This is a genomic window from Rahnella sp. PAMC25559, assembly GCF_050632365.1.
GTDB classification, from domain to species: Bacteria; Pseudomonadota; Gammaproteobacteria; order Enterobacterales; family Enterobacteriaceae; genus Rahnella; species Rahnella rivi.
Map to the genome: position 1 here is coordinate 75,452 of NZ_CP192544.1, position 23,663 is coordinate 99,114.

Consider the following 23,663-nt stretch of genomic DNA (forward strand, 5'->3'; position numbering starts at 1 on the left):
CCCAATCCTGCTCCATACTTCATTTCCCGGTCATCTGAATGGAAATCATGAATGCAGAATCCTACGTTGTTTCAGTTCTTTCACTGGTATTACCCGGACGGTGGCAAACTGTGGCCGGAAGTGGCAGAAAAGGCCGCATGGCTGGCCGAAATCGGCATTACCGCAGCCTGGTTACCGCCTGCCTATAAAGGGGATTCCGGTGGATATTCGGTCGGGTACGACACCTATGATCTGTTCGATCTCGGTGAGTTCGACCAGAAGGGCACGCGTGGCACCAAATACGGCGATAAAGAAGCGCTTATGGCGGCCATTGCAGCGCTGAAAGCGCATCAGCTGGGCGTTATCCTCGACGTGGTGCTCAACCACAAAATGGGGGCTGACGAGAAAGAGCGTGTACAGGTTAACCGGGTGAATATTGATAACCGCGAAGAGATCAGCGATGACATCATCGAAGCGGATGCCTGGACGCGTTTCACGTTTCCCGCACGACAGGGCCAGTACTCGAAATTTATCTGGGATTTCCACTGTTTCAGCGGTGTCGACCACATCGAAAACCCGGATGAAAACGGTATCTTCAAAATCGTCAACGATTATACCGCCGGTGGCTGGAACGATCAGGTCGATGATGAATTCGGCAATTACGATTATCTGATGGGTGCCAACGTTGATTTTCGTAACAATGCGGTCAACGAAGAGCTGAAGTTCTGGGCGCGCTGGCTGATGGATCAAACCCAATGCACCGGCTTTCGTCTGGATGCCGTAAAACACATTCCGGCGTGGTTTTACAAAGACTGGATTGACCATATTCAGGCTGAAGCCGATCAACCTATGTATATCGTGGCGGAATACTGGTCGCATGATGTGCCGACGCTGCAAAATTACATCGATCAGGTCGACGGCAAAACCATGCTGTTCGATGCGCCGTTGCAGCTGAATTTCCACCATGCGTCAAAACAGGGTGCGGATTTCAACTTCACCCAGATTTTCGATAACACGCTGGTGGCCGCAGACCCGGCACACGCTGTAACGCTGGTGGCTAACCACGACACCCAGCCGTTGCAGTCGCTGGAAGCGCCGATCGAGCCCTGGTTCAAACCGCTGGCCTACGCCCTCATCCTGCTGCGTGAGCAGGGCGTGCCGATTGTGTTCTATCCGGATTTACTGGGCGCGACCTACGAAGATGAGGGGGATGACGGCAACAATTACACCATCGACATGCCTGCGATCCCAGGGCTCGAAACATTAATCAAAGCCCGGCAAACCCATGCATGGGGTGTGCAGACGGACTATTTCGACCATCCGAACTGCATTGCGTTTTCACGCAGTGGCACCGAAGAACATCCGGGCTGCGTGGTGGTGATGTCCAACAGTGAAGCGGGGGAGAAAACCATCGACATGGGAGAAAATCTCGCGCACCGAAAATGGCGTGACTTACTGGAACATCGCGACGACATTATTGAAACCGACGAGCACGGCACGGCGCAATTCTACTGCGAAGCGGGCAGTGTGAGCGTGTGGATCCTGGCAGAGTGACAACCTGGCGGGCAGCGCGCGCTGCCCGCATTCTTAACGAAACCCCACGGCAATCAGCAGCGAATAGACAAACAGCAGCATGATAAAGGCCACGACACTGACGGTCCCGCGGCTTTTCCTCACCACTTCCCACGGCAATATCATCAGTAATGTCATCGCGTTTAACGGCACGCCGTACCACTTCCAGGTTTTGGGTGCCATCATCCAGAGAACACAAAAACTGCTGGCGCTGAGGACACCGTAATGGGTGACTGCCATGACCAGGTTTCCTGCATCCGGAGCAAATACCCTGAAGAAGCCGAGCATTATTTTTACGATGATCGCGATTGAGAGCAGCGACAGCAGACATTGGGCCACACACAGCCCGCGCGCCCGGTAGCGTAATTTTCGCTCCAGATAAGGGTAACCGTGAAGATATAAGCCAATGATCGCGATAAGCAACAGGCGAGAGCGCCACGGCTGAGGATGCTCACGCGTCGCCAGCATGATCAGCAAAAGCCAGAAACCGCTCAGGAACACCGTTCCCCAGCGCAGCATCAGCCGGGTTTCAGCCAGGGTATTGAGCAAAACCGAATTCAGGCGCGGTAACAACGCCGGATAATGCATCCTGATTTCCCTGAGTTTTTGACTCAGAGACGACATAAAATCAGGCACCAGTTTTGCCCACCAGGGGACGTTGGCACCTTCCACGGTCAGTAACCTCAGACGCAGCCGGTTCAACGCAGACCCCTGATATTCACGCATCATCACCGACCAGTAATGATTCGCACCGGTCATTTCAATCTGTGCCTGAAGCGCCTGCAGCCGTCGGGCGGAAATACCCGCAGGCTGATAATTGTCGATCTCCCAGCCCATGATGGCGGAAACCTGGCTCAGTAACGTCGAATACAATCCTTCGCGCTCGCTGAGTTGCCCGGCAATTTCCTGACTGAACATCTCCCGCAGTTCGAGATTTTGCAGTAAATCACTCTGCAAATAACTTTCCAGCCGGTTCAAACCCGTGATTTCGTCATCCATCATTGCATCAATGATCTGAGGGATTTGCTCAAGCACCTGGCTGCGTAACAGATAGACATTGTCGGGTTCTGGCGGCAATTCATCGACCATTTCGTACGGGATGAATCTGTCCGTCAGGGGAGCGGTAAGGTTATCGTCAGGACGCGCGCTTTTCGTGACAACGTCACTTAAAACGTCCTCATTTCCCTGATTCTTCGCGGCATCGAAGGCTTCACGCAGGCGCTGATAGCCCTGCGGATCCTGATCCGGTCGCGTATTTTTCAGCTGGCGGGCATAAGCCCGTTTAATCTCACTGAGATCCTGAGTCGGCTCAATGCCTAATACCGACCATATTCCCTGGCTGCTCATCGAATCACCCACGTCGCTAATCCTGAATAGAAAAAGAGCATCAGTCGTCACTCCACAGCATGCCCGAATCCGCCTGATAACGGCGCCCGGTGGTCTTTTCAATCTGCTGGTACAGCGCCTGAAGCTGATAAATTGAAATCCCGACCGGCTGATAATGGTCGATTTCCCATTCCATCATCGCCGCCACCTGCTCAAGCACAGACGGTGTCAGTCCTTCACGTTCCGCCAAATCCCATGCCAGTTGCTGACTGAACATTTCGCGCATCTGAAGGTTTTGCAGCAAATCGTCCGACAGGCAGGCAAACAGCTCCACCAGACCGGCTTGTTCATTTGACAGCAGCAGGGTAACGGCGTCGCACACCAGGGCGTGCACCTGCATCTGGCGGATCAGGGATTCATCGGTAAGTGCCATCAGAGGCAACGGGCAGGTGACAATGTCACTTTCCGCCCAAAAATATTCGCCACGTCTGGCCGATTCAAACGCCTCGCGCAACTGCTGATAAGCGTCGGGATCCTGATCAGGCCGCGTTTTTTTCAGCTGAAGGGCATACGCCCGTTTGATCACCGTGATGTCCTGGGTGGGTTCTATGCCAAGAACGGACCAGATCTCCACCGGGTTATTCCCAGTTCCGGCGTAAATGTACCAGCAGCGCTTCAAACTCCTTGCGGGCTTCGGCAATCCGCCGCGCATCCTGCGAATCGAGAACATGCTCAAAATGATAAAGCTGAGTGGCAATGAACTGGCGCTGCTCACCGAGACTCTGCTCATAATACGCGTTGGCTTCGGCCACCAGCTGGCGATTGACCAGTTGCTCACGCGGATGCTGTTTGATGCTTTCCAGCTTCAACAAACTTTCGGTTATTTGTGCCGGCGTCAGGCTGCCGGGCGCCTTTTCAATCACCAGCTTTTCCAGTTTACCGGTGCCGGAGATCAGGCATTCCACTTCAAGAATGCCGTCGAGCGTATAAGTGAAACGCACGTCAGCGGTCATTTCACCCGCCGGACGCGCAGGCACATCCACCTGCAGCGAACCGAGCAAAATATTGTCCGTTACCCGGCGCGCTTCGCCCTGATAAATCGACACATCCAGCTGTTTTTGCTGATCGGAAATCGTCGTGATGGTTTCCACCCGGCTGACCGGCACAAAGCTATTTCGTTCGATCAGCGGCAGGAAATGGCCGCCTTCATAGCCGTCGCCTTTAGGGCGCGAAATGCCGATACCGAGCGTAAAGGGCATGACATCGGTCAGCACGATGTCATCGAGCGCCTGATCCTGCATCGCCAGCCCGGCCTGAATACCGGCACCCAGCGCCACGGCTTCGTCCGGTTGCAGTTCACTGCGTGGGAAGCGACCGAACAGACGCGCCACCGCCTGACGAACCAGCGGCATACGGGTTGCGCCGCCCACCAGCACCACGTGGTCCACTTCATCGGCGGAGAATTTGGCATCGCGCAGCGCCTGAATCACCGGTTTTTTCATGCGCTCCAGCGTGCTTTCACAGCATTGCGCCAAAATATCCGGGGTCAGCGTCCAGTTCAGCGAGAGATCTTTCCACTGATATCTCAGCGTCGCGCTGTCTTCGGTGGTCAGCTGGCACTTAGCCTTTTCTGCCAGCGTAATCAGTTGGCCGAAGAGCGCGGTGTCCTCTTTATCCAGCTGCGGATATTGCGCCAGCATCCAGCCGACCAGGCTGCGGGTGAAATCATCGCCACCGAGGAATACATCACCGCTGCTGGCGCGCACTTCAATGACACCTTCGAACATATCGATGATCGAAACATCAAAAGTGCCGCCACCCAGATCGAACACCAGGAATTTCTGTTCCTGCTGATTCACCAGCCCGTATGCCAGCGACGCCGCCGTCGGTTCGTTCAGCAGGCGTTCGACATGTAACCCCGCCAGTTCACCGGCCGCTTTCACCGCTTTACGCTGAATATCGTTGAAATAAGCGGGAACGGTGATAATCGCCCGGGTGATCTCACACCCGCAATGCTGCTCCACATCGGCTTTCAGGCTGCGCAGCAGCAGGGCGGAGAGCTCTTCCGCACGAAAATATTGCTTACCGAGACGGAACTGATGATCGGTCCCCATGAAGCGCTTAAAACTTGAAAGGGTGAGATGAGGATGCGTGAACAATCGTGCATGGGCGGGCGCGCCGACCAATATGTGGCCGTCATCGTCCAGCCCGACCACCGAAGGCGTCAGATTTTTTCCATAAACGTTAGGGATCAGAACGGAACCACCGTCCTGCCAGAGAGCCACCGCGCAGTTTGACGTGCCTAAATCAATCCCAATCAACATCCGTATGACCCCAGAGGCGTAAGCTGAATACAACTGAAAGAAGTTTCATCGGCCAAATTTACAGAAAGTTGAGATAATTTTGTAGATTGCGCGATGAAATCTTGACGAAAAACTGACGTTTAGCCTCAATACAGAATCTCAGCAGCGACTTTTTTCAAATAACCACTAGACGACTGGTCTAATTCAATATAGATTGAGCCCATGAACACGACAAAAGCATCTGACACAGGCAAGACCGATCACCGTAAGCACATTCTCGATGTGGGGCAGTCACTCATGGCGAAGAAAGGCTTCTCGGCCGTCGGCCTGAATGAAATTCTGACCACGGCATCCGTTCCGAAGGGTTCTTTTTACCATTACTTCAGTTCGAAAGATGCGTTTGGCGAAGAACTGCTGAAAAGCTATTTTCAGGATTACCACGCTGAAATGGATGCCACGTTTTCACAGCCCGGCCTGACCATGGCGCAGCGGCTGATGAATTACTGGCAGCAGTGGCAGGAGAGTCAGTCTTTTTACGATTGTCAGGGAAAATGCCTCGCCGTCAAACTGGGCGCAGAAGTGGCGGATCTCTCTGAATCGATGCGTCAGGCGCTTGATGCAGGCACCTCCGGCATTATCAGCCGCATCGCGAAAGTGATTGAAACCGGCGTTGAAGAAGGGTCGATGACCGTCACTGATAAACCGCTGATGGCCGCACAAGGGCTGTATCAGCTGTGGCTGGGCTCGAGCGTGATGGTGAAAATTGTGCGCAATACGCAACCTTTTGACGCTGCCATGGCAATGACACAACAGATTATCCATCCACCTCGCTAAACGGATGGTCAGAAAATACACCTCGCGCTGAGGTGTTTTTTTGAAAGCAATTACAAGACGACTGGTCTACTATTACTGGTCTACTATTAAAGACAACCTGCAACATCACAAACGGGATACACAACATGAAAATTCTGATGGTTCTGACTTCACACGACACACTGGGTAACACTGGCCGCAAAACCGGTTTCTGGCTGGAAGAGCTGGCAGCGCCTTACTACGCGTTCAAAGATGCAGGCGCAGACATTGTGCTGGCCTCACCGGCTGGCGGCCAGCCACCGCTGGATCCGAAAAGCAATGAGCCGGATTTCCAGACAGAACAAACCCACCGCTTTGAAGCCGATGCGCAGACTAACGCCCAGCTGGCAGAGACAGTGCGTCTGGACAGCGTTTCGCAGGCTGATTTCGACGCCGTATTCTACCCTGGCGGCCACGGTCCATTGTGGGATCTGGCGGAAGATAAGCACTCAATTAAACTGATCGAATCGTTCATCGCTGCCAGTAAACCTGTTGCGCTGGTGTGCCACGCGCCGGGCGTGCTGCGTCACGTGAAAGATGAGCAGGGCAATCCGCTGGTTCAGGGTAAAAAAGTCACCGGTTTTACCAATACCGAAGAAGAAGCGGTTGGCCTGACCGACGTGGTGCCTTTCCTGGTGGAAGATGAGCTGAAAAAACTGGGGGGTGTCTATTCCAAAGGCGCTGACTGGGGTTCTTACGTGGTACGTGAAGGCCTGCTGATCACCGGACAAAACCCGGGTTCTTCTGCGGAAGCCGCGGTACTGCTGGTTGATCAACTGAACAAATAATCCGCTGCAACAAACATGGCCGCACGCGCCATAAAATAAAACCGGAACATCACGCTGATGTTCCGGTTTATGTATTTATCACTCCGCGGTTTTTAACGCCTTCAGCAAACGCTCCAGACCTTCACGCTGCGACAACGGAATTTCCCCGCCGGCGGCATAGCCCGCATTGCGCATGATGCTTTCCTGTAAACCGACCAGCCAATCGTAAATATAAAACGCGGTGGCATTGGCTGGCGCAGCGGAGAGTTTGGTCAGGCGCTGGGTCGATTTCCAGCTGGCTACGCTTTTCTGCGGTTTGGCGAAAATCTTGCTGCCTTTATTGATGCGGCTTTCCGGACGTTGCGCCTCGCTCAGTTTTTCAAAACCCAGCCAGGCGACAAAATCGCCTAACACGGTCAGCGCGCGGGAAACCTGACGGTCAGCGTGATGCTCGTGTTCACGCGTACCGGCGGGCAGAGCGCCGCCCAGCGTGCGGATCAGCGCATCGCCCATTTCCAGACGGAAACTGGCGGTAATCAGCTCTTCCATCAGTAATTCGACGGTGGGTTTGGCCACGCCAATCAGCGCGATCAGCGGTTCGTTTTCCGGCAAACTGCGTAAATGGTTGACCCAGTAACGCTGTACCTGCCGCGCAAACGCGGTGCCGTCATCGGCTTTTTCCTGCCAGACCTGCGTATCCTGTTGTTCAGCAAACAGATCGATATTGATGCCGATACCAAAACTTTCCACGCCTGCCTCATCCTGCACGCGGGCGTCGTCGGGCTGTTCGGACAGTTCCCGGTAAATACGGTGCAGCTCATCCCGTCCCGGCAACAGTTTTTCCAGCAGTTCGCCGTGAACGCCGGTTCGGGTTTGCAGCGCCTTGATCACGGTCTGTACGGTGCGCTGTTTCTGTGCCGGATCCGCCGTTTCACCTTCCTGATACCAGCTGCCCAGCAGGTTATCGGCCAGTTCGCGGCGTAACTCATCGCGCTGTTCGGCCAGACGGTTGAGCCGGATTTCAGGGCGAATTTCCACCACCAGATAATCAGCCATACGCTGTAACCCGCGGTCGTCCATGGCCAGCAATGCGCCCCAGGCATCGCCCGGATTCCCCACATGGCGCTGTACCGCTTCATCGTAATGTACCGATTCGGTCATACGGCGATCGAACGGCGTCAGCACCCAGACCAGACCCGGTTTGCGGCGGCTGCGCACCTGCGGATTCTCGCCGTGCATCTCTTTGACCCAGTGTTCCAGCGTGCGGCCAACGGCGACCACATCGTCACGGCGGTCAGCGGCGGTGCACACCATCAGCATGTTCATTTCATGACGATCGGTATAACGCTCCGGCAGACAGGCGATCTTGGCGCGAAACAGCGGAGTGATGTCGTCCTCGCCGTCAACCTCTTCTTCCGCCGCGCCGTAGCCCGGCAGATCCAGCAGATCGATCTCTTCAAACAGCGCTTCACGCGGAGGAGAAAGCAGGGGGATCTGCACTTCGGCGGCCAGCATCGTCAGCTCTTCCAGTGACAACGTCACCGGCGCATGGCTTTCACCGGCGAATTCCGGGCAAACAGAAATCTCAATATCATAAGCCGGGGACTGACTGAAAATGCCGTCGGCCGGTTGCATTGCGTCATCCACTAACACGCTCAGCGGTGCGAGCAGACTCTGCGCGCCGCCCAGATGTTGCAGCGTGTGCGCGTAATGGCGATACGCCGTCGTCAGCGCGGGGACGTTGCCCCACAGCAGGGAGAACAGGCGTGCGCGATCGTCGATATTCAGGTACGGCGCGAGCTGCACTGCAACCGGCCAGTAGTGAGCATTCAGGTGACGGAAGCGGCGCGCGTCGAGACGAATCATGGAATCCCATAATCCCATCATCTCCTCACTCCGGAATCCTGGCACCGGCAGCGGCTGACGGTGCATCATCAGCTTGTTCAGATGTTCGGTGATCTGCTGCGTATCCGGGACGTGGTAGTGCGCATCCGGCTGGAAGGCGCGCACCATAATGCGGGCCAGATCGGCCTCGTTGAGCAGCAGCACCCGCACCGGAAACGCGCGGTCTTTCACCTCAGTCTGACGGGTAAAGCGGGTCGCCAGACGCGCAGCGCGGTTACCCGGGTTAATCTGCGTCAGGTAATCGAGCGTGACGCCGCCCAGGCGCGTTTCGAGACGTCCGTAGTTGCCGGCGGCCAGTGCGCAAATCAGATAAGATTTTCCGGCCTGAGAATGGCCGTAAAAGCCCAGCGTCTGCGGCAGTTGTGTCGCCTGCGTCAGACGGCGGGCTTTGTCGCGGCAGCGTTTAAGTTGCAGATTCAGGCGATCCGCTTCCAGATCCAGACGCGGTGCCTGTTCGCGGGTCTGTTCCACCCATTCCAGCGCGTCGCCGATGGTGTCATCGAGGTGCGCGAATTGCTGTTGCAGCAGGTCTGTGCTTAACGTTGTTGTGGTCATGAAACAAATACGCTCCCACTGTCGATCCAGTAATAGTTCTCGCCCAGTGTGTTCAGCCGAAGTCGCAGATGGTGAGACGGCACTTTGGTGCCGTTATCCAGCACTGCGCTGGCGATGTCGAAATATTCCGGCGTCGGGTGATCTTCCCCTTTTTTCACCGCCAGTTTCACGCGCAGTACGCTGTCACCGGCGACTTTACGCGCCAGCTCCGGTTCGGCGATAGACAGGGTATACAGCGGTGATGCGGGCCAGCGCTCATTTTCAAGCTGACGGAAGCCCAGACAGATCGCCCCGCGGATGCGGAAGTTGGCCGCGCCGTCGAGTTTATAATCGTGGGCATCGAGGTCGATATCGCTGTAGCAGACGTTATCGTCGGTGAGCGCCTGATTGCCGTCGAGCATCCCGAGATAGCGCACGGTGGAATAAGGCTGAAAATCCCCGGCCTTGAAATAAAAGCCCGGCAGGCGGAGATCCAGCGCCAGCAGGCACAGCATCGCGCCGACGGCGGCAGTGGATTTCGGGTTATCAATGCGGCCCAGTTTATTGAACGGATACCAGCCGCTGGTGTGATAGCCATCCAGCGACAGCATGCGGTTAATCGGTAGCGGTTGCAGGTGGCGGAACAGCGCCTGAATACCGGGGAAGCGCGAAGGACGCCCGGTCAGCAGCAACACGTCGCAATCGTGCAGCGACACCACTTCGCACAGCGAACGCAGATTCTGCGTGATGCTCATGCGGTTGGATAAAAACTCGCTGTGCAGCTTGCTCAGTTTCAGCACCAGCGGCGCCTGCATGATGTCGAACATCTCCGAACCGGCAGGCAGCGCGCGCTGGATCTCGCCGTGCAGATAATCGAGCACTTTTTGCGTCGGGCGCTGTTCAAGAAGTTCCGCGAACGGCGCGTCGATTTCGGCATGCGTGTCCAGCGGATCAAAGCCTTCGTACACTTCCAGCACGGCGCGGGCCAGCGGAATAAAAATCTGCAACGTGCTTTGCTGACGCAGCGTGGCGTGGCCGTCCATGCGGCCTTCGCTGCCGAACAGCCGCGTCATCAGGCTGTCAGGGTTCGCCAGACCGGCTTTTTTCAGCGTGGCGTGCAGGGCAGGCAAAATATACAGCTGGATCACGTCCAGCAGGATGTCATCGCCCGCCACTTTAAACCCTTCACGGAACAGCAGGCGCGGGGTGATTTTGACGTTATTGCCCATGCCGTCGTCGAGCCAGTATTGCGTAATGGCTAAATCGGTGGTGCCACCGCCGATATCAATCGAGGCGATACGCAGGGTTTTGCCCACCGGTTCGTCATCGGCCAGTTCACGATCGGGGCGTGCCATGCTGGCAAAAAACTCGCCGGTATGGCCGCCGAAATTCACCTGCGTTTCGTTATACAGATAGACCATTTGCCCGCAGGTGGCCTCATCCCACTCCATCTGCACATCCGGCACCGGCATGCGGCTTTTGGCCTTATCGCTCTGGGTTTTGAATCCGTCGTCCGAAGGATGCCAGCCCATGGATTTCCACACCAGACCGATGGCCTCCTGCATGCGGCGGCGGAAGATCTCGCGCTCCGGTTTCGGCATTGCCGAAGGCAGGGTCAGAATGATGTTTCGCAGCTGGCGCGGCGCGGAAGAACGCAGCATTTTGGCGCGCTGGGCAGGGCTGTTGATTTGCATCAGCGCCTGCGCCAGCAGCTCAGAGAGCATCAGCGTCATCACGGAACTGCGGCTGTAGTGCGCGGAAAACACCGGCAGACGTTCCTCCGGTGCCAGATCGGACAGCGGCTGGCCTTCGTCGTTGATCAGAAACGTCAGCGGCATGGCGGCAGCCACCGGCTCCTGCACCGCGCCGTGGCCGCCCTGGCTGAAACGCCAGCCTGGCGTGTAACTGTCTTCATCCCACAAATAGCGGCGCGGGCTGGAAAGTCCGGTGGATCCTTCTGTTCCTTCACGCAGCTGTGCCAGTCGGCTGGCTTCGCGGCCGGCGCGCAAAATGGACGGCCAGATAAAAGCGTCATCACGGCCACTTTCGACTGAGAAATTCGGCTTTCCAAAACGCGCCTGTGAGAATTCCACCCGGCTTTCAAACAGCTCGTTATAGAGATAATGCGGCTGCGACAGGTCCCGCAGTTGCAGTTCGCTGGTTTGTTTCAGGCCATCGGTTTCACCGACGTGATCTTCCACCAGAATGCCGCAGGTGTGCGAGTTGCCGACGTCCAGAATCAGATCGACGTTGATCGAGGGTTCCTGCAACGTTGCGCCATTGATCTTCAGTTCAGGGATACCCAGCTGGCTGCCAAGCATGCCCAGCAGATTGAGGTAATGCGCCTGATATTCAAACTCGCGCAGCGCCACTTTGATATTGCGCACTTCACGCAGCTCACGGATCGCCACCTGTTCGGTGAACACTTCACGCAGCCAGCCGTCCACCCAGGTCTGGTCGAGAAAATCGAGCAACTCTTCGTTGTGCCATGCCAGCGCAAAATGAATACCATTCTTCACATCGTCCGGCGTCGGCGCGAGCAGCGACTGTTCGTCATCACCTTCCGCCACACGGGTATCAAATGCGATCACCACGCGGTGCGTACTGCCATCGGCTTCCGGCGTATCAAGTGCGCGGATCTGCACCCGCGCCCAGTTATCCGGACCCGCCATAAAGGTGCGCGGCGGATTGAAGCGCAGAAACGGCAGCGGAAGCCAGATCTGATCCAGCAATTGCAGAGACTGCTCCAGCGGAAAACTGAACTCCGGACGCACCACTTCAGGCGCGCCGCCGTCCAGCCCCGGCAGAAAATGACGGCCACTTTGCGCGTTATACTCCAGACGCAGCAGCGGGCCGTTCGCGCTTTTACGCACGAATTTCGCGGGCAGAGCCTCATCCCAGACGGGTTTTAGCGCGAAGTCGAGGAACTGGATCCCGCTGTCCTGAATCAGGGTAATTTTTTGTTTAAAATCAGTAATCGTTGCCAGCATGCTGTTATTTACCTTCGCGCTTTATCGTCATGGGATAAACCGTGTCACCGTTGTAGCGCCCCTGACACACAGCGGCGCCGGTCGCGGCCTGAGTACAGCTGATTTCCGGCATCTGATAGCGGGAACCGTCGCTGCATTTGGCGCGGTAGCGGCTGTTGATCACCAGATTTCCCGACTGCATCAGCCCGGCATTGATGGCAGCCCGGCAGGTAATGCCTGCGCCGTAGCTGATTTTCACCGTGCCCTGACCTTGTTTGATTTGATAACGCAGCACCGGCGGCTTGCCGGTCACCGGATCCTTAATATCGACAATCACATTCCAGTTACCGTTGAGGAATTTGGTCGAACCGATTTTCACCGCGTCCGGTGGCATCACCAGCGCGTTCTTACTGACTGGGACGGGCGCAGGCTCCGCCACGACAGGGTTTTTCTCGACGTCCGAAACCGGTTCAGGCGAGGCCACCACCACCGCAGCAGGTGCGACGGGCAGCGCCGCCGGAGTTTGTGGCGCTTTCACTTGCGGCAGGTTAACGGCCTCTGCTTTAGCCACGGGTTCAGCCACCACCGGCGTCGGCGCAATGGCGCGCGGCTCAATGGTCTGCGGCGCAGGTTTTGGTTGTGCCTGAGCGACGGCCACAGGCGCGGCGGGCGTACGGGAATAAAGCCAGCCGGCAGCAGAACCGGCAATCACCAGGGCAACGGCGGGCAGCGCCCACATCAAAGGCGAAATTTTACGGCGCGTGACGACAGGCACAGGCTCCGGCACATCCTGCTCGGCGGCGCGCGCTTCAATGGTTTTCACCACGCGAACCGGCTCAGCAGGTGGCATATCAGCCGCTGCATCGTCGGCGGCTATGGCGAGGGCGGGTAAAGGTTCATCGGCTTTCACCGTCTCACGCAGACAGGCGAACGCATCGGCATTGCTGCTGTTATCCAGGCTCACAAACCCCCAGAAAGTCAGTACCGGCTGGCCGCCCACCAGATAAACGTGGTTTTGATCCGGAAAACGGAAAGCTTTTTCCAGCAACGCGCCGAAAAACTGCAAGGCTGATTTTTCTGAAGATTTCGCCGCAGCGCTGATGTGCGCAACGGTGTCGAGGCAGTTTTCGAGGTGACGCAATGCCGACGCCCGCGCCGCATCGGTCGCGGCAGCCCAGGAGATCACTTTACCCTCGCGCGGGGAGTACCAGTCGAGACGATCGCCCGACTCATTAAGCTGTGGAATAGCCAGACAATCGGCAATCGACGGTTGTTTACGCAGACGTAAGGTTTCCCGTAATTGCAGGGCTGAGGCATAAACCGGTTGTCCGTTTTCGCCCAGCGCAAGGATGTCGTTGAGACTGCCACTGCGTAAAAATGATTTTGCCACGCCTGAATAGCCCTTGTAGGTTTTGCTCTGCAAAAAGTGCACCCGAAAAAGGTGCATGATGCTGACAGTATGGATGATTTAAGGGAAATCAAACGGTGGAATAAGCGACTAAAAGGGTGGCTGTTTGTGCCGTGGCGAAAGGGAAATACGGCGGGAAGGGCTCCCGCCGTGAAGATCAGGCGTGCAGACCGAGCCTGTCGAGTACGCCAGCCAGTTGCTGCCGTTCGTCACCGGCCAGCGCGTGCAGCGGCAATGGCAGGCAAGGCGCACTCGCCAGACCGAGCAATTCAGCGGCCGCCGCGACTACCCGCACACTGCCGTGTTTTCTGAAGAAGACCCATAAAGGCTCAAGTCCGGCGGACAGCGCCTGCGCTTCGGCCACATTGCCGTTTTGCGCTGCACGGGTGATCGCCACCGGGATTTGCGGGAATAAACCGGCAATCACCGAATACCACACATCACCGCCCTGAGTCAGCACCGTGGCAGCCGCCAGATCGCCCGCGGCGCCCAGGGTGATATGGGCAGGAAGCAGGCCACGGATCGTCTCCAGCCGCGCGCGGGTTGTCTGCGGATCGGCAGAAAGATTCGGAATTTTGATGCTGGCAACGTGCGGCAACTGCGCCACGCGGACATACAGGTCATCGCTGAACTCAAAGTGCGTGGTGTTAGGATTGTCGTAAACGCACATCGGCACCGAAAGATGGCGCGATACCGTTTCATACAGCGTAAACACTTCGTCAGCGGTCAGTTTCTGATAGGACACCGGTGCCAGCAGCACTGCACTGACGCCCGCCTGCTGGGCATCTTCCGCCAGATGCAACACCTCAGCGGTGCTGGTCGCACCGATGCTCACCATCACCGGCACCCGGTCTGCATGTTCTACGGCCAGACGGGCCACTTTCGCGCGCTCATCGCGGCTGAGGTAGGCATAGCTCCCGGTTGACCCCAGCGCACCGATCGAATCCACGCCTGCACTGACACTTCTATCAATCAACCGCACAAACGCCCGTTCATCGACACCATTATGATTGAGCGGCGTGAGGGGAAAAGCACTTAATCCTGCAAACATCGGTTTCTCCGGTTCAGGTGAATTAACACGATTAATCATAGAGTAAAGTTTACTGTTTGCCGGAAACTGTTGCCCCTGCATCAGGTTTCAGGCGCAGCATATCCAGCCAGCCGAAAAGCGTTATCACAGCGATCACCACAAACGCGATTTTAAAACTCATTCCCGGCACCGCCTGCCATTGCATCCGCTCCACCACTTGCTCCCCGAAACGGGTGCCCAGCGCGCCAACCGTGATGCCCAGCCCGACCGAGAGTTGCAGCGCAGTGCTGAACAGCGTATTGGCATCCGCCATGTGGCTGGCGGGCACATCCGAAAATGCCAGCGTACTGATGCCGGTGAACTGCATCGAACGGCTCAGGCCCCCGAGAAACAGCAGCAGCATGATCAGCCAGTCTGGCGTGCCGGGTGTCAGGAAAGCGCAAAACAGCAGCGAGAAAACGCTCAGCAGGCCGTTCACCACCAGCACAGGCCGAAAACCAAAGCGGCGGATAAGCGGCGTGGTAGCCGGTTTCATCGCCAGATTTCCGGCGAACACCGCCAGTACCAGCAGCCCGGCGTGGAAGGGATCCATACCGAACCCGACCTGCAACATCAGCGGCAGTAAAAACGGCACGGCGCTGATGGTGATACGAAACAGCGAACCGCCGCCCATACTGATACGAAAGGTCGGAATCACCAGCGATCCGAGGTGCACCATCGGCGCAGCAGCTCGGGACAAATGACGCACCGCCAGCACGGACATCGCCGCGCCCGCCGCCAGCAGCAGCACGGCGGTGGCCCACAAGATATGATCCTGACTGATAAGCTCCAGACCGGTCACCAGCGCCAGCATCGCCAGCCCGGTCAGCACGAAGCCCGGCTTGTCGAAATGCTTGGGCTGGTCGGCGGGTTGTTGCGGAAACAGCCGCCACGCGAGGATCATGGCGATAATCCCGAGCGGCACGTTGATGTAGAAAATCCAGTGCCAGGAGGCGTAGTGGGTGATAAATCCACCCAGCGGCGGCCCGAGGATCGGCGCGACCAGCGCGGGCCAGGTGAGGGTGGCGATGGCTTTAATCAGCTGAGGTTTTGGCGTGGTTTTCAGCACGGTCAGCCGCCCGACCGGCACCATCAGCGCTCCCCCGACGCCCTGAATAATGCGCAGAAGGATAAATTCCCCGACGCCTGTCGCCATCGCGCAGAACAGGGAGGCAAGCGTAAACACGGCGAGGGCAAAGGTGAATACATTCCGCGCCCCAAACCGTTCCGCCGCCCAGCCGCTGGCCGGGATCAACACCGCCAGCGTCAGCATATACGCGCTCATCCCGGCATTGAGATCCACCGCAGACACCCCGAAAGATATCGCCATTTGCGGGAGTGCGGTGGCGATCACCGTGCCATCGATAAACTCCATGAAGAAAGCCGCGGCAACCAGTAAAGCAATCACGGAGATCCCTGAACGTTCGGCACTGTCCTGCGACGGATGTTCTGCGACATCCGGTTTACTTTGGTTCATGGTCTGTCCTGAAACAGCAAAAGATAGATGATAAGTATTAAACCTATCACACACCTTTGGCTGGGTTATAGATCAGGCGAGGGGCAAAAAGAGCGATTTTACCGGTGTGCACGGGCGACTGGCTTCGTTTTCTCCAGTCTGACATCGCCGTCCTCAAACCGCTCAACCTGCTGCCAGCCGAGTTTCTGATAAAACCCGAAAGCGCGGCTCTCAGCACTGGTTTCAAGCCAGAGAGTAGAATGAAGGTCAAACAGCGCCTCTTCAGCTCTTGCCATCAGGCTCCGGCCAATTCCTCTGTCTTCAAAACCGGGAAGGATGAACATCGCGAAAACGCTGGCTTCTTCCAGGTCGGCCATCGAAAATCCCACCGGGGCGCCATCCACTTCGGCGATCCACAGACAGGGCGCTGCCAGCATAGCTTCAAGGATCGTCTCATCCGTGATACCCATTTCTGTGAGTTGCTCGCGGGAAAGCGGGTTCTCCTTCACACGGGTGCGGATATCAAAAATCGCACCAACGTCTGCTGGCGTTGCGGGTCTGATACAGGGGATTGACAGATTTTTGAAAGCAGTCACTTGCAGGGTTTCCTTACATTGAGAAGTAAAAGTAGCCGGGGCGGTACTCGCCTACTATAAATCTTATAAGGGAGGGGCGTCAGGAAGTCATCAGAGACTTTGCGTTAAAAGCGCCTGACATCATCAATCTCAGGCGCAATGCATTACCCCAGATACTCGATAATCGACAGGCCGCCGTTGTAGTCGGTGCTGTAAATGATCCCCTGAGCATCGACAAACACGTCGCAGGACTGGATCACCTGCGGTCTGCCGGGACGTTTATCGATCATCCTTTCAGGCGCAGCGGGCACCAGCGCACCGGTTTCTTTTGGCTGATAGGGGTTGCTGATGTCGTATGCGCGCACACCGGCGTTCTGATAGGTGGCGAAAATCAGCGTGGAACTGATGAAGCTGCCAGGCCGGTTTTCATGCAGGTTGTGCGGTCCGAAATGCGCGCCTTTGCTGACGTAATCCCGTTCGTCCGGCTGCGGAAAGGTGGAAATACTCACCGGATTCGAGGGTTCGCGCACGTCAAACAGCCAGATCAGTTTCTCGCCGTCTTCCTGATTGTCGAGAACGGCTTCGTCGAGCACCACCAGCAGATCGCGGTCGGGCAACGGCAGTGCCGTGTGCGTGCCGCCGCCAAAGGGCGGGCTCCAGTTTCGGTGCGAAATCAGCTGGGGCGCACTGCGGTCTTTGATATCCAGCAAGGTCAGGCCGCCGTCGCGCCAGCTGGCATAAGCCGTATCCCCGCTGATGATCGCATGGTGCAGCGCGTAACGTTTGCCTTCCGGCCAGTCCGGCGTTTCGCCGCCTGCGGTGTGCATTCCCGGTAACCACCAGCGCCCGGCAACCTGCGGATTACGCGGGTCGGCCAGATCGATTGTCAGAAATATATAATCACTGTAACCGTCAATCAGCGCTGAAACGTATGCCCAGCGGCCGCCGACGTACCAGATGCGGTGCACGCCAATACCTTCCAGCCCGAGAAAGCCGATCTCTTTTGGCTGATCGGGCACCGAAATATCAAAAATCCGCACGCCCGCGCTCCATCCGCGTTGCTGCGTGCCTTGCACCGTCTCGCTGACGGAACGGGTGTAATAGACTTTTTCATCGGCGAAACGCACGTCAGCAAACAAATCACGGGCGTTGATCACCAGCAGTAAATCGTCGTGCGCCTGTAAATGCACATTCCAGGTGCCCGGCGGCGCGGCGACGAAACCGGCAGGGCGCGGGTTTTTCGGGTCGCGCACGTCCACGATCGAAAACCCCTGCGACACCATATGCCCGATATAGGCGTAGCCACGGTGAACCATCACCTGCACGCCATCAGGTTTACCGCCCTGATCGCTGTGGCCGATCAGCAGCATATTGCGGCTGTACTCCGGTTGTGGGAGAGAATACGTCGTCATGATCCGGCCTTATTTTTTATGCTGCGCTTCGAGGGTAGCGAACCAGGGGGCGATGAAGTCATCGGATTTTCCCCAGCCGGGGATCACTTTTGCCAGCGACGCCACGTTGACCGCATCAGGATTGCCGGACAGCAACGCCTGCGGAATGGCCGCCGCTTTAAACTCATAAGTGGCAGGCGTTTTTTCACCGGCGATTTTGTTGGCGACCAGACGCAGGTTGATGGCGCCGATCAGTTTAGGATCTACCGCCACGCTGACTTTCCACGGGCTGTTCGGTTCGCGCATCAGCGCCAGATCCTGATTGGAAATATCAATGCTGTAGAGTTTGATCTCAGTGCGGCCATTCTCTTTCAGGGCTTTATACGCGCCCTGACTGAACGCATCCCAGGTTCCCCAGATGGCGTCGATTTTACCCTTCGGATATTTCGCCAGGATCGCGCCCACTTTATTTGCCGTATCCCCCTGAACGTCAGAAGACACCGCACCAATCGATTCCAGTTCATGAATGCCGGGCTGATCCTGCAACAGTTTTTTGTACTGCGTCTGGCGGCGCTCCATCGGCGGGAAGCCGGCCACCCACAGTTTGACGATATTGGCTTTGCCGTTGAAATCCTTCACCAACTGGCCGAAAGAGAGATCGGTAAGCGAAGCGTCGTCCTGCTGCGTGACGGTCACGCCGGGGATCTCGCCATTTACCGCGGTATCAAAGACCGACACCGCGATGCCGCTGGCGGTGATACGTTTGACCAGCCCGGTGGAATAGGGGTCACGCCCCTGCGATAAAATAATGCCGTCATATTTCTGGCTGATGGCCTGATTGACGAAATCCTGGAATTTCGCGTCGTCGCCGTTACTCAGAAAAGTGCTGACCTGAAAACCGAGTTTGCGGCCTTCCTGAATCACACCGGAGACAAACTGGGTGGTGTTGTCGTCCGACCCCAGATTACGGATCACCGCGATGCGGATGGGCCCCTGATGCCCGGCAATCGCTTGCGGTACCGCAGCGGTTTGTGCAGCAAACGACGGCAGGACGGTGAATAAACTTAACGCCAGCAATGAGGTGGAGAGCAGTTTCATTTTTATTACCCTGTGTGGTTAATCATCATTAAAACGGGAGGACAATTCATCTGAGCTTTTGTGCAGGCTTTTATAGTGAGTTAATGAATTGATTGTCCGAGTTTTGATGACGGCGCAGCCGTTGGCAACGAACTAAAACGTATAAGTTAATGCCAAAGAGTATTAGCCATCCGGATGTCCAGGGGTAGGATGTTAACAGCTTCTATATTAAGGAATTCCCGATGAGTAATACCGATATCCGCGTGGTCGCCGGCCCTGCCAACTATTTTTCTTTCCCCGGCGCCATTGAGCGTCTTGCTGAGTTTTATACCCCGGCGCAACTGGATAAAGCGCTGTGGATTTACGGCGAGCGGGCGCTGCTGGCTGCGCAGGATTATCTGCCGGAAGCCTTTACCGCCTCACAGGCCAGGCACGTGCTGTTTAACGCACATTGCAGCGAAACAGAAGTGCAGCGGATTGCAGAGATCGGCGGGCCGGATCGTCAGGTGGTGATCGGCATTGGCGGCGGGGCGGTGCTGGATACGGCGAAAGTCGTGGCGCGCCGTCTCGGGCTGCCGGTGGTGGCGATCCCAACCATCGCCGCCACCTGCGCGGCCTGGACGCCGCTCTCGGTCTGGTATAACGACGAAGGCCAGGCGCTGCGTTACGAAATCTTCAGGGATGCCAACCATCTGGTGCTGGTCGAACCGCGCATTATTCTCGCCGCGCCAAAGGAGTATCTGCTGGCAGGGATCGGCGACACGCTGGCGAAATGGTACGAAGCCGTGGTGCTCAGCCCGCAGCCACAAACGCTGCCCCTGACGGTTCAGCTCGGCCTCAATACCGCGCTGACGCTGCGCGACGTGTTGCTCAATGAAAGCGAAGCCGCCTTACAGGCGCAGGATGATCATCAGCTGACTCAGCCGTTCCTGAATGTGCTGGATGCAATCATCGCGGGCGGCGGATTAGTGGGCGGGCTGGGCGACCGGTACACGCGCATCGCGGCGGCGCATTCCGTGCACAACGGCCTGACCGCTCTGCCGCAGACTGATGCCTTCCTGCACGGCACCAAAGTGGCCTACGGTATTCTGGTGCAAAGCGCGTTGCTGAATCAGCCGGACGTGGTGGTGCAACTGACCGCACTGTATAAGGTGCTTGATCTGCCGGTAAGCCTGGCCCAATTGCAGGTGGATATCACGGATGAAAAGCAGATGTCGCGTCTGATTGAACGCACGCTCCAGCCCGGAGAATCCATCCATCTGCTGCCGGGCCACCCCGACGCTGCACAACTGCGGCGGGCGTTTGAATTTGTCGAAGAACAGTTTGTGGAGAATAACGCTGAGCGAACGGGGGATGCTTAAACAGGGCGCAAACCCTTAATTATCCCCCTTACGTAAAGATAATGTAAACGGCGCCTCAACAGGATTCATCTACCGGTCGGGCGCGGTTTTCTTTAAGGAAGCGTTGTAAAGTTGTTTAAAAATCGGGTGATACCGTGATTATTTCAGGCAGCGGAAATAAGTCATGGAACACTCACCACTTAACGACATCGAATCCCTCAGCGGACCACAGTCCACTGACCCTACTCTCAACAAAAAAGTCAGCGGATTCAGTCTGTTCATGGATTTGCTGAGCGGTGCCTGTGTACCGGATAACCTGTGGCGCGACCGGATGTTCCGTGTCAAATACGCCGTCCGCACGTTGCTGCATCCGCTGGATACCCTGAAAGTCCTTAACAAGATGGCCGCAGAACCCGTCTGGCAGGAGGCGTTCACCGTTCAGACGAAATTGCCGAGCAAAATCCACAAACCCTATCTGCACCTCGGATTGCCGTCCGCCGGACGCGCTTCTGCGCTGGTGGATCATTACGCCTTCGTCAGTAACATTGAAAGCGCGCCGCTGCGCAATACTTTCCTCAGCGCAAACGGTGACACCGTCACACAGTTCACCGGCAAAGACGGTGAAACCTTCAGGGTCGTGCTGGGATCGATCGGTAAATCCGAGCGGGAAGGCGAGGCTAACATGTTCCTGTATATGGAAGAAACGCTGCTGGCCGCGCTGACGTTCAGCGTTGTGCAACGCCCTGAAGGCCTGACGATAATCGTGGGGGGATTCCAGGGAGCGCACCGCTCGACGCCGCATGAGGTGATCAAACAGGCGACCAAAGCCTGCTACGGGCTGTTCCCGAAACGTCTGCTGCTGGAAAGCCTGCAACGCATTGCCGCGCATACCGGCGTTCAGCGGATCCTGGCGGTCAGCGACACCGGCCATGTTTTCCGCAGCCTGCGTTACCGTCACCGTAAAAAGAACGTATTCGTCGCCAGCTATAACGAATTCTGGGATTCCATCAGCGCCACGCCATATTCTTCTTCCTTATATGACGTTCCGCTGACGCTGCCGCGCAAAACCATGGAAGAGTTACCCAGCAAAAAACGTTCTGAATACCGTAAACGTTACACATTGCTTGATGAATTACAGGAAAGCAAAGCGTCATTGCTGAAGGCCTGAACCTTTGCGCCTCTTTTGAATCACTCGCTGTAGCAAGCACCAGGGCCAGGGATTGGCCTTTCCTCTTAAAAAACCTGCCGTATGACATGCCTGTAAGGTGATGAACCCTCAGGTTATTTCACCGCAGGCTGCCTGTCTGAAATCATTCAACTGTGAATTAATTCAACGTAAATAATCGCGCCAAATGTGTGTTATTTATGGAGAAGAATGATAACTGCATCGCAAAATCCACGTTCTTCCCTTCGTCTGGTATATCAAATGTGAACTAATTCACATCTATTCATCATGCTCGCCTATATAAAACGATATCTCTAAAAAAACAAAACACCGGTTCATAAATATAAAATATCTCTCTGGGCGGGAAACACGATGAACGCAGAAAAACCAATTTTATTCAGACATCAGCTGGCCTATGGTGGCGGCAACCTGTTGGGCAGCGGCGCGCTGGCCATTGCCGGTATCTGGCTGCTGTACTTCTACACGACCTTTTGTGGCCTGACGCTGTTGCAAGCTTCGGCCATCTTCTCGGTCGCCAGCATCATCGATGCGATCAGCAACCCGCTGATGGGTTATCTTTCCGATAACTTTGGCAAAACGCGCCTCGGCAAACGTTTTGGCCGCCGTCGCTTCTTCATTTTACTGGGCATCCCGCTGATGATGTTCTACCCGCTGCTGTGGGTGGAAGGCTTCGGCTTCTGGTATTACCTTTCCACTTACGTGGTGTTCGAGCTGATTTACACCTCGGTGATGGTGCCTTACGAAACCCTCGCCACGGAAATGACCACTGACTTCTCCGCACGCTCCAAGCTGACCGGCTACAAAGCGATCTTCGGTAAAGTGGCTAACTTCCTCGCCGCCTTCATTCCTGGTCAGTTCATTCTGATCTACGGCAAAGACTCCGCCGAGCCGTTCTTTTTCACGGCCCTGACTTACGGTGTGATCTTATGTGTGGCGATCGGCATGTTGTATCTCTCCTCCTGGGAACGTCCGGTTGAAGAAACCACGCCGGTGGATGAGAAGAAAATGACGCTGGGCAAAACCATGCTCACGCTGCTTCGCGACATGAAATCCACATTCCACCTGCGCGTGTTCCGTAAACATCTGGGCATGTATCTGTGCGGCTTTGGGGCGGAATGGCTGTTCGCGTCGGTCTTCACGTATTTCATCATTTTCGTACTGCAATATGACCCGACCATGGTGGCCGGGCTGAGCAGCCTGAACTCTATTCTGCAACTGTTCTCCACCGCCATTTTCATCGGCATCTGTGTGAAGCACGGCTTCAGCAAGCCTTACATTCTGGCGCTGGGCATTGTGGTGTTCTCGGTCGCCTGTTACAGCCTGCTGCATTTTATGCACCTTCCGCAGCAGTACGCCACGGTCGCCATGTTGACCATTACCGTGATTTTCGGTATCGGGACCGGCGGTGTGTATTACATCCCGTGGACGGTGTACACCTTCCTGGCCGACATTGACGAAGCTTTCACAGGGAGACGTCGCGAAGGTATTTATGCCGGTGCGATGACGTTCTCCGGCAAGCTGATGCGCTCGGTGATCGTCTTCGTGATGGGCGCTATCCTCAGCTTCTACGGCTTCCAGTCCAAATCTCACACCCAACCGGAAAGTGCCGTAACGGCGATTGCGCTGGTGTTCTGCATCGGGGTCATTGCGCTGGCACTGATGGCAATGGTGTTCAGTAACCAGATGAAACTTAACCGCAAAACGCACCTGGTGGTATTGGGCGAAGTGGCGCGCATCAAAGCGGGCGGCGAAATCAGCGATATTCAGCCGGACGTTCGCCTGGTAATGGAAAATCTGATTGGTTATCCGTATGAACAATGCTGGGGCAACAGTGAAGTGTGCCGCAAAATCTTCGATACGCCCGCCGTTGAGTTAACCGATCCGAAACCGATGGTGAGCACCACGCAACACCCGTAATACCTCAGTTTTACCACGCAGATTGACATCAATCACC

Annotated in this window: 17 protein-coding genes; 6 read left to right on the forward strand and 11 right to left on the reverse strand. The window is 56.3% G+C overall.

The window, feature by feature from the left end; all coding sequences use genetic code 11:
• Nucleotides 1-51 precede the first annotated feature (51 nt).
• Entirely contained in the window at nt 52-1,533 is a 1,482-nt protein-coding gene (amyA, locus tag ACQZQY_RS22885) for an alpha-amylase (RefSeq protein ID WP_056773854.1), read from the forward strand.
• A gap of 33 nt (nt 1,534-1,566) precedes the next feature.
• Here the strand turns inward: amyA and ACQZQY_RS22890 are convergent, their stop codons facing one another.
• The 3 genes from ACQZQY_RS22890 to ACQZQY_RS22900 are packed head-to-tail and all read right to left on the reverse strand — an operon-like array spanning nt 1,567 to nt 5,201.
• Complete coding sequence (locus ACQZQY_RS22890; RefSeq protein ID WP_431297284.1) at nt 1,567-2,910, reverse strand: hypothetical protein; 1,344 nt, start codon at nt 2,908-2,910, stop codon at nt 1,567-1,569.
• A 28-nt stretch (nt 2,911-2,938) separates the two neighbouring features.
• Nucleotides 2,939-3,511 (reverse strand): molecular chaperone DnaJ, encoded by a 573-nt coding sequence (locus ACQZQY_RS22895; RefSeq protein ID WP_431297285.1) that lies wholly within the window; start codon nt 3,509-3,511, stop codon nt 2,939-2,941.
• Between the two features lie 4 nt (nt 3,512-3,515).
• Nucleotides 3,516-5,201: an Hsp70 family protein gene (locus ACQZQY_RS22900; RefSeq protein WP_431297286.1), complete on the reverse strand. Its 1,686-nt coding sequence runs from the start codon at nt 5,199-5,201 to the stop codon at nt 3,516-3,518.
• A gap of 201 nt (nt 5,202-5,402) precedes the next feature.
• Between ACQZQY_RS22900 and ACQZQY_RS22905 the strand changes: the two genes are divergently transcribed.
• Together ACQZQY_RS22905 and ACQZQY_RS22910 are read left to right on the forward strand one after the other, a co-directional pair.
• On the forward strand, nt 5,403-6,014 hold the full coding sequence (locus tag ACQZQY_RS22905; RefSeq protein ID WP_136375789.1) for a TetR/AcrR family transcriptional regulator: 612 nt from the start codon (nt 5,403-5,405) through the stop codon (nt 6,012-6,014).
• Nucleotides 6,015-6,139: 125 nt separating this feature from the next.
• Nucleotides 6,140-6,820, forward strand: a complete 681-nt coding sequence (locus ACQZQY_RS22910) for a type 1 glutamine amidotransferase domain-containing protein (protein ID WP_431297287.1) — start codon at nt 6,140-6,142, stop codon at nt 6,818-6,820.
• Nucleotides 6,821-6,898: 78 nt separating this feature from the next.
• Here ACQZQY_RS22910 and ACQZQY_RS22915 read toward each other — a convergent pair whose 3' ends face one another.
• From ACQZQY_RS22915 to ACQZQY_RS22950, 8 genes are all read right to left on the reverse strand, one after another.
• Complete coding sequence (locus ACQZQY_RS22915) at nt 6,899-9,259, reverse strand: virulence factor SrfC family protein (protein WP_431297288.1); 2,361 nt, start codon at nt 9,257-9,259, stop codon at nt 6,899-6,901.
• Nucleotides 9,256-12,228 carry a virulence factor SrfB gene (locus ACQZQY_RS22920; protein WP_431297289.1) on the reverse strand — a complete coding sequence of 991 codons (2,973 nt, stop codon included), beginning with the start codon at nt 12,226-12,228 and terminating at the stop codon, nt 9,256-9,258. The genes ACQZQY_RS22915 and ACQZQY_RS22920 overlap by 4 nt, the downstream gene beginning before the upstream one ends.
• Before the next feature lie 4 nt (nt 12,229-12,232).
• A complete protein-coding gene (locus ACQZQY_RS22925; RefSeq protein WP_431297290.1) occupies nt 12,233-13,597 on the reverse strand; it encodes an SrfA family protein in 1,365 nt (454 codons plus the stop codon).
• A 175-nt stretch (nt 13,598-13,772) separates the two neighbouring features.
• Complete coding sequence (locus ACQZQY_RS22930) at nt 13,773-14,666, reverse strand: dihydrodipicolinate synthase family protein (RefSeq protein WP_431297291.1); 894 nt, start codon at nt 14,664-14,666, stop codon at nt 13,773-13,775.
• Between the two features lie 49 nt (nt 14,667-14,715).
• Nucleotides 14,716-16,161 (reverse strand): MFS transporter, encoded by a 1,446-nt coding sequence (locus ACQZQY_RS22935; RefSeq protein WP_431297292.1) that lies wholly within the window; start codon nt 16,159-16,161, stop codon nt 14,716-14,718.
• 98 nt (nt 16,162-16,259) lie between these two features.
• Nucleotides 16,260-16,736 (reverse strand): GNAT family N-acetyltransferase, encoded by a 477-nt coding sequence (locus ACQZQY_RS22940; RefSeq protein WP_431297293.1) that lies wholly within the window; start codon nt 16,734-16,736, stop codon nt 16,260-16,262.
• Nucleotides 16,737-16,879: 143 nt separating this feature from the next.
• Complete coding sequence (locus ACQZQY_RS22945; protein ID WP_431297294.1) at nt 16,880-18,127, reverse strand: LVIVD repeat-containing protein; 1,248 nt, start codon at nt 18,125-18,127, stop codon at nt 16,880-16,882.
• Nucleotides 18,128-18,136: 9 nt separating this feature from the next.
• Nucleotides 18,137-19,204 carry a sugar ABC transporter substrate-binding protein gene (locus tag ACQZQY_RS22950; protein ID WP_183849074.1) on the reverse strand — a complete coding sequence of 356 codons (1,068 nt, stop codon included), beginning with the start codon at nt 19,202-19,204 and terminating at the stop codon, nt 18,137-18,139.
• A 221-nt stretch (nt 19,205-19,425) separates the two neighbouring features.
• Here ACQZQY_RS22950 and ACQZQY_RS22955 point away from each other — a divergent pair, with 221 nt between their 5' ends.
• From ACQZQY_RS22955 to ACQZQY_RS22965, 3 genes are all read left to right on the forward strand, one after another.
• Nucleotides 19,426-20,544 (forward strand): oxidoreductase, encoded by a 1,119-nt coding sequence (locus ACQZQY_RS22955; protein WP_431297295.1) that lies wholly within the window; start codon nt 19,426-19,428, stop codon nt 20,542-20,544.
• A 163-nt stretch (nt 20,545-20,707) separates the two neighbouring features.
• Nucleotides 20,708-21,691, forward strand: a complete 984-nt coding sequence (locus ACQZQY_RS22960) for a VirK/YbjX family protein (RefSeq protein ID WP_431297296.1) — start codon at nt 20,708-20,710, stop codon at nt 21,689-21,691.
• A gap of 369 nt (nt 21,692-22,060) precedes the next feature.
• Nucleotides 22,061-23,626, forward strand: coding sequence for an MFS transporter (locus ACQZQY_RS22965; protein ID WP_122096681.1), 1,566 nt, complete (start codon nt 22,061-22,063; stop codon nt 23,624-23,626).
• The last annotated feature ends 37 nt before the right edge of the window (nt 23,627-23,663 follow it).

Excerpts from the sequence above, each read along its gene's own strand:
- ACQZQY_RS22945 (WP_431297294.1), bottom strand. The coding sequence starts at position 18,127 with ATGACGACGTATTCTCTCCCACAACCGGAGTACAGCCGCAATATGCTG.
- ACQZQY_RS22920 (WP_431297289.1), bottom strand. The coding sequence starts at position 12,228 with ATGCTGGCAACGATTACTGATTTTAAACAAAAAATTACCCTGATTCAG.
- ACQZQY_RS22955 (WP_431297295.1), top strand. The coding sequence starts at position 19,426 with ATGAGTAATACCGATATCCGCGTGGTCGCCGGCCCTGCCAACTATTTT.
- ACQZQY_RS22910 (WP_431297287.1), top strand. The coding sequence starts at position 6,140 with ATGAAAATTCTGATGGTTCTGACTTCACACGACACACTGGGTAACACT.
- ACQZQY_RS22915 (WP_431297288.1), bottom strand. The coding sequence starts at position 9,259 with ATGACCACAACAACGTTAAGCACAGACCTGCTGCAACAGCAATTCGCG.
- ACQZQY_RS22950 (WP_183849074.1), bottom strand. The coding sequence starts at position 19,204 with ATGAAACTGCTCTCCACCTCATTGCTGGCGTTAAGTTTATTCACCGTC.
- ACQZQY_RS22930 (WP_431297291.1), bottom strand. The coding sequence starts at position 14,666 with ATGTTTGCAGGATTAAGTGCTTTTCCCCTCACGCCGCTCAATCATAAT.
- ACQZQY_RS22965 (WP_122096681.1), top strand. The coding sequence starts at position 22,061 with ATGAACGCAGAAAAACCAATTTTATTCAGACATCAGCTGGCCTATGGT.
- amyA (WP_056773854.1), top strand. The coding sequence starts at position 52 with ATGCAGAATCCTACGTTGTTTCAGTTCTTTCACTGGTATTACCCGGAC.
- ACQZQY_RS22960 (WP_431297296.1), top strand. The coding sequence starts at position 20,708 with ATGGAACACTCACCACTTAACGACATCGAATCCCTCAGCGGACCACAG.
- ACQZQY_RS22935 (WP_431297292.1), bottom strand. The coding sequence starts at position 16,161 with ATGAACCAAAGTAAACCGGATGTCGCAGAACATCCGTCGCAGGACAGT.
- ACQZQY_RS22905 (WP_136375789.1), top strand. The coding sequence starts at position 5,403 with ATGAACACGACAAAAGCATCTGACACAGGCAAGACCGATCACCGTAAG.
- ACQZQY_RS22900 (WP_431297286.1), bottom strand. The coding sequence starts at position 5,201 with ATGTTGATTGGGATTGATTTAGGCACGTCAAACTGCGCGGTGGCTCTC.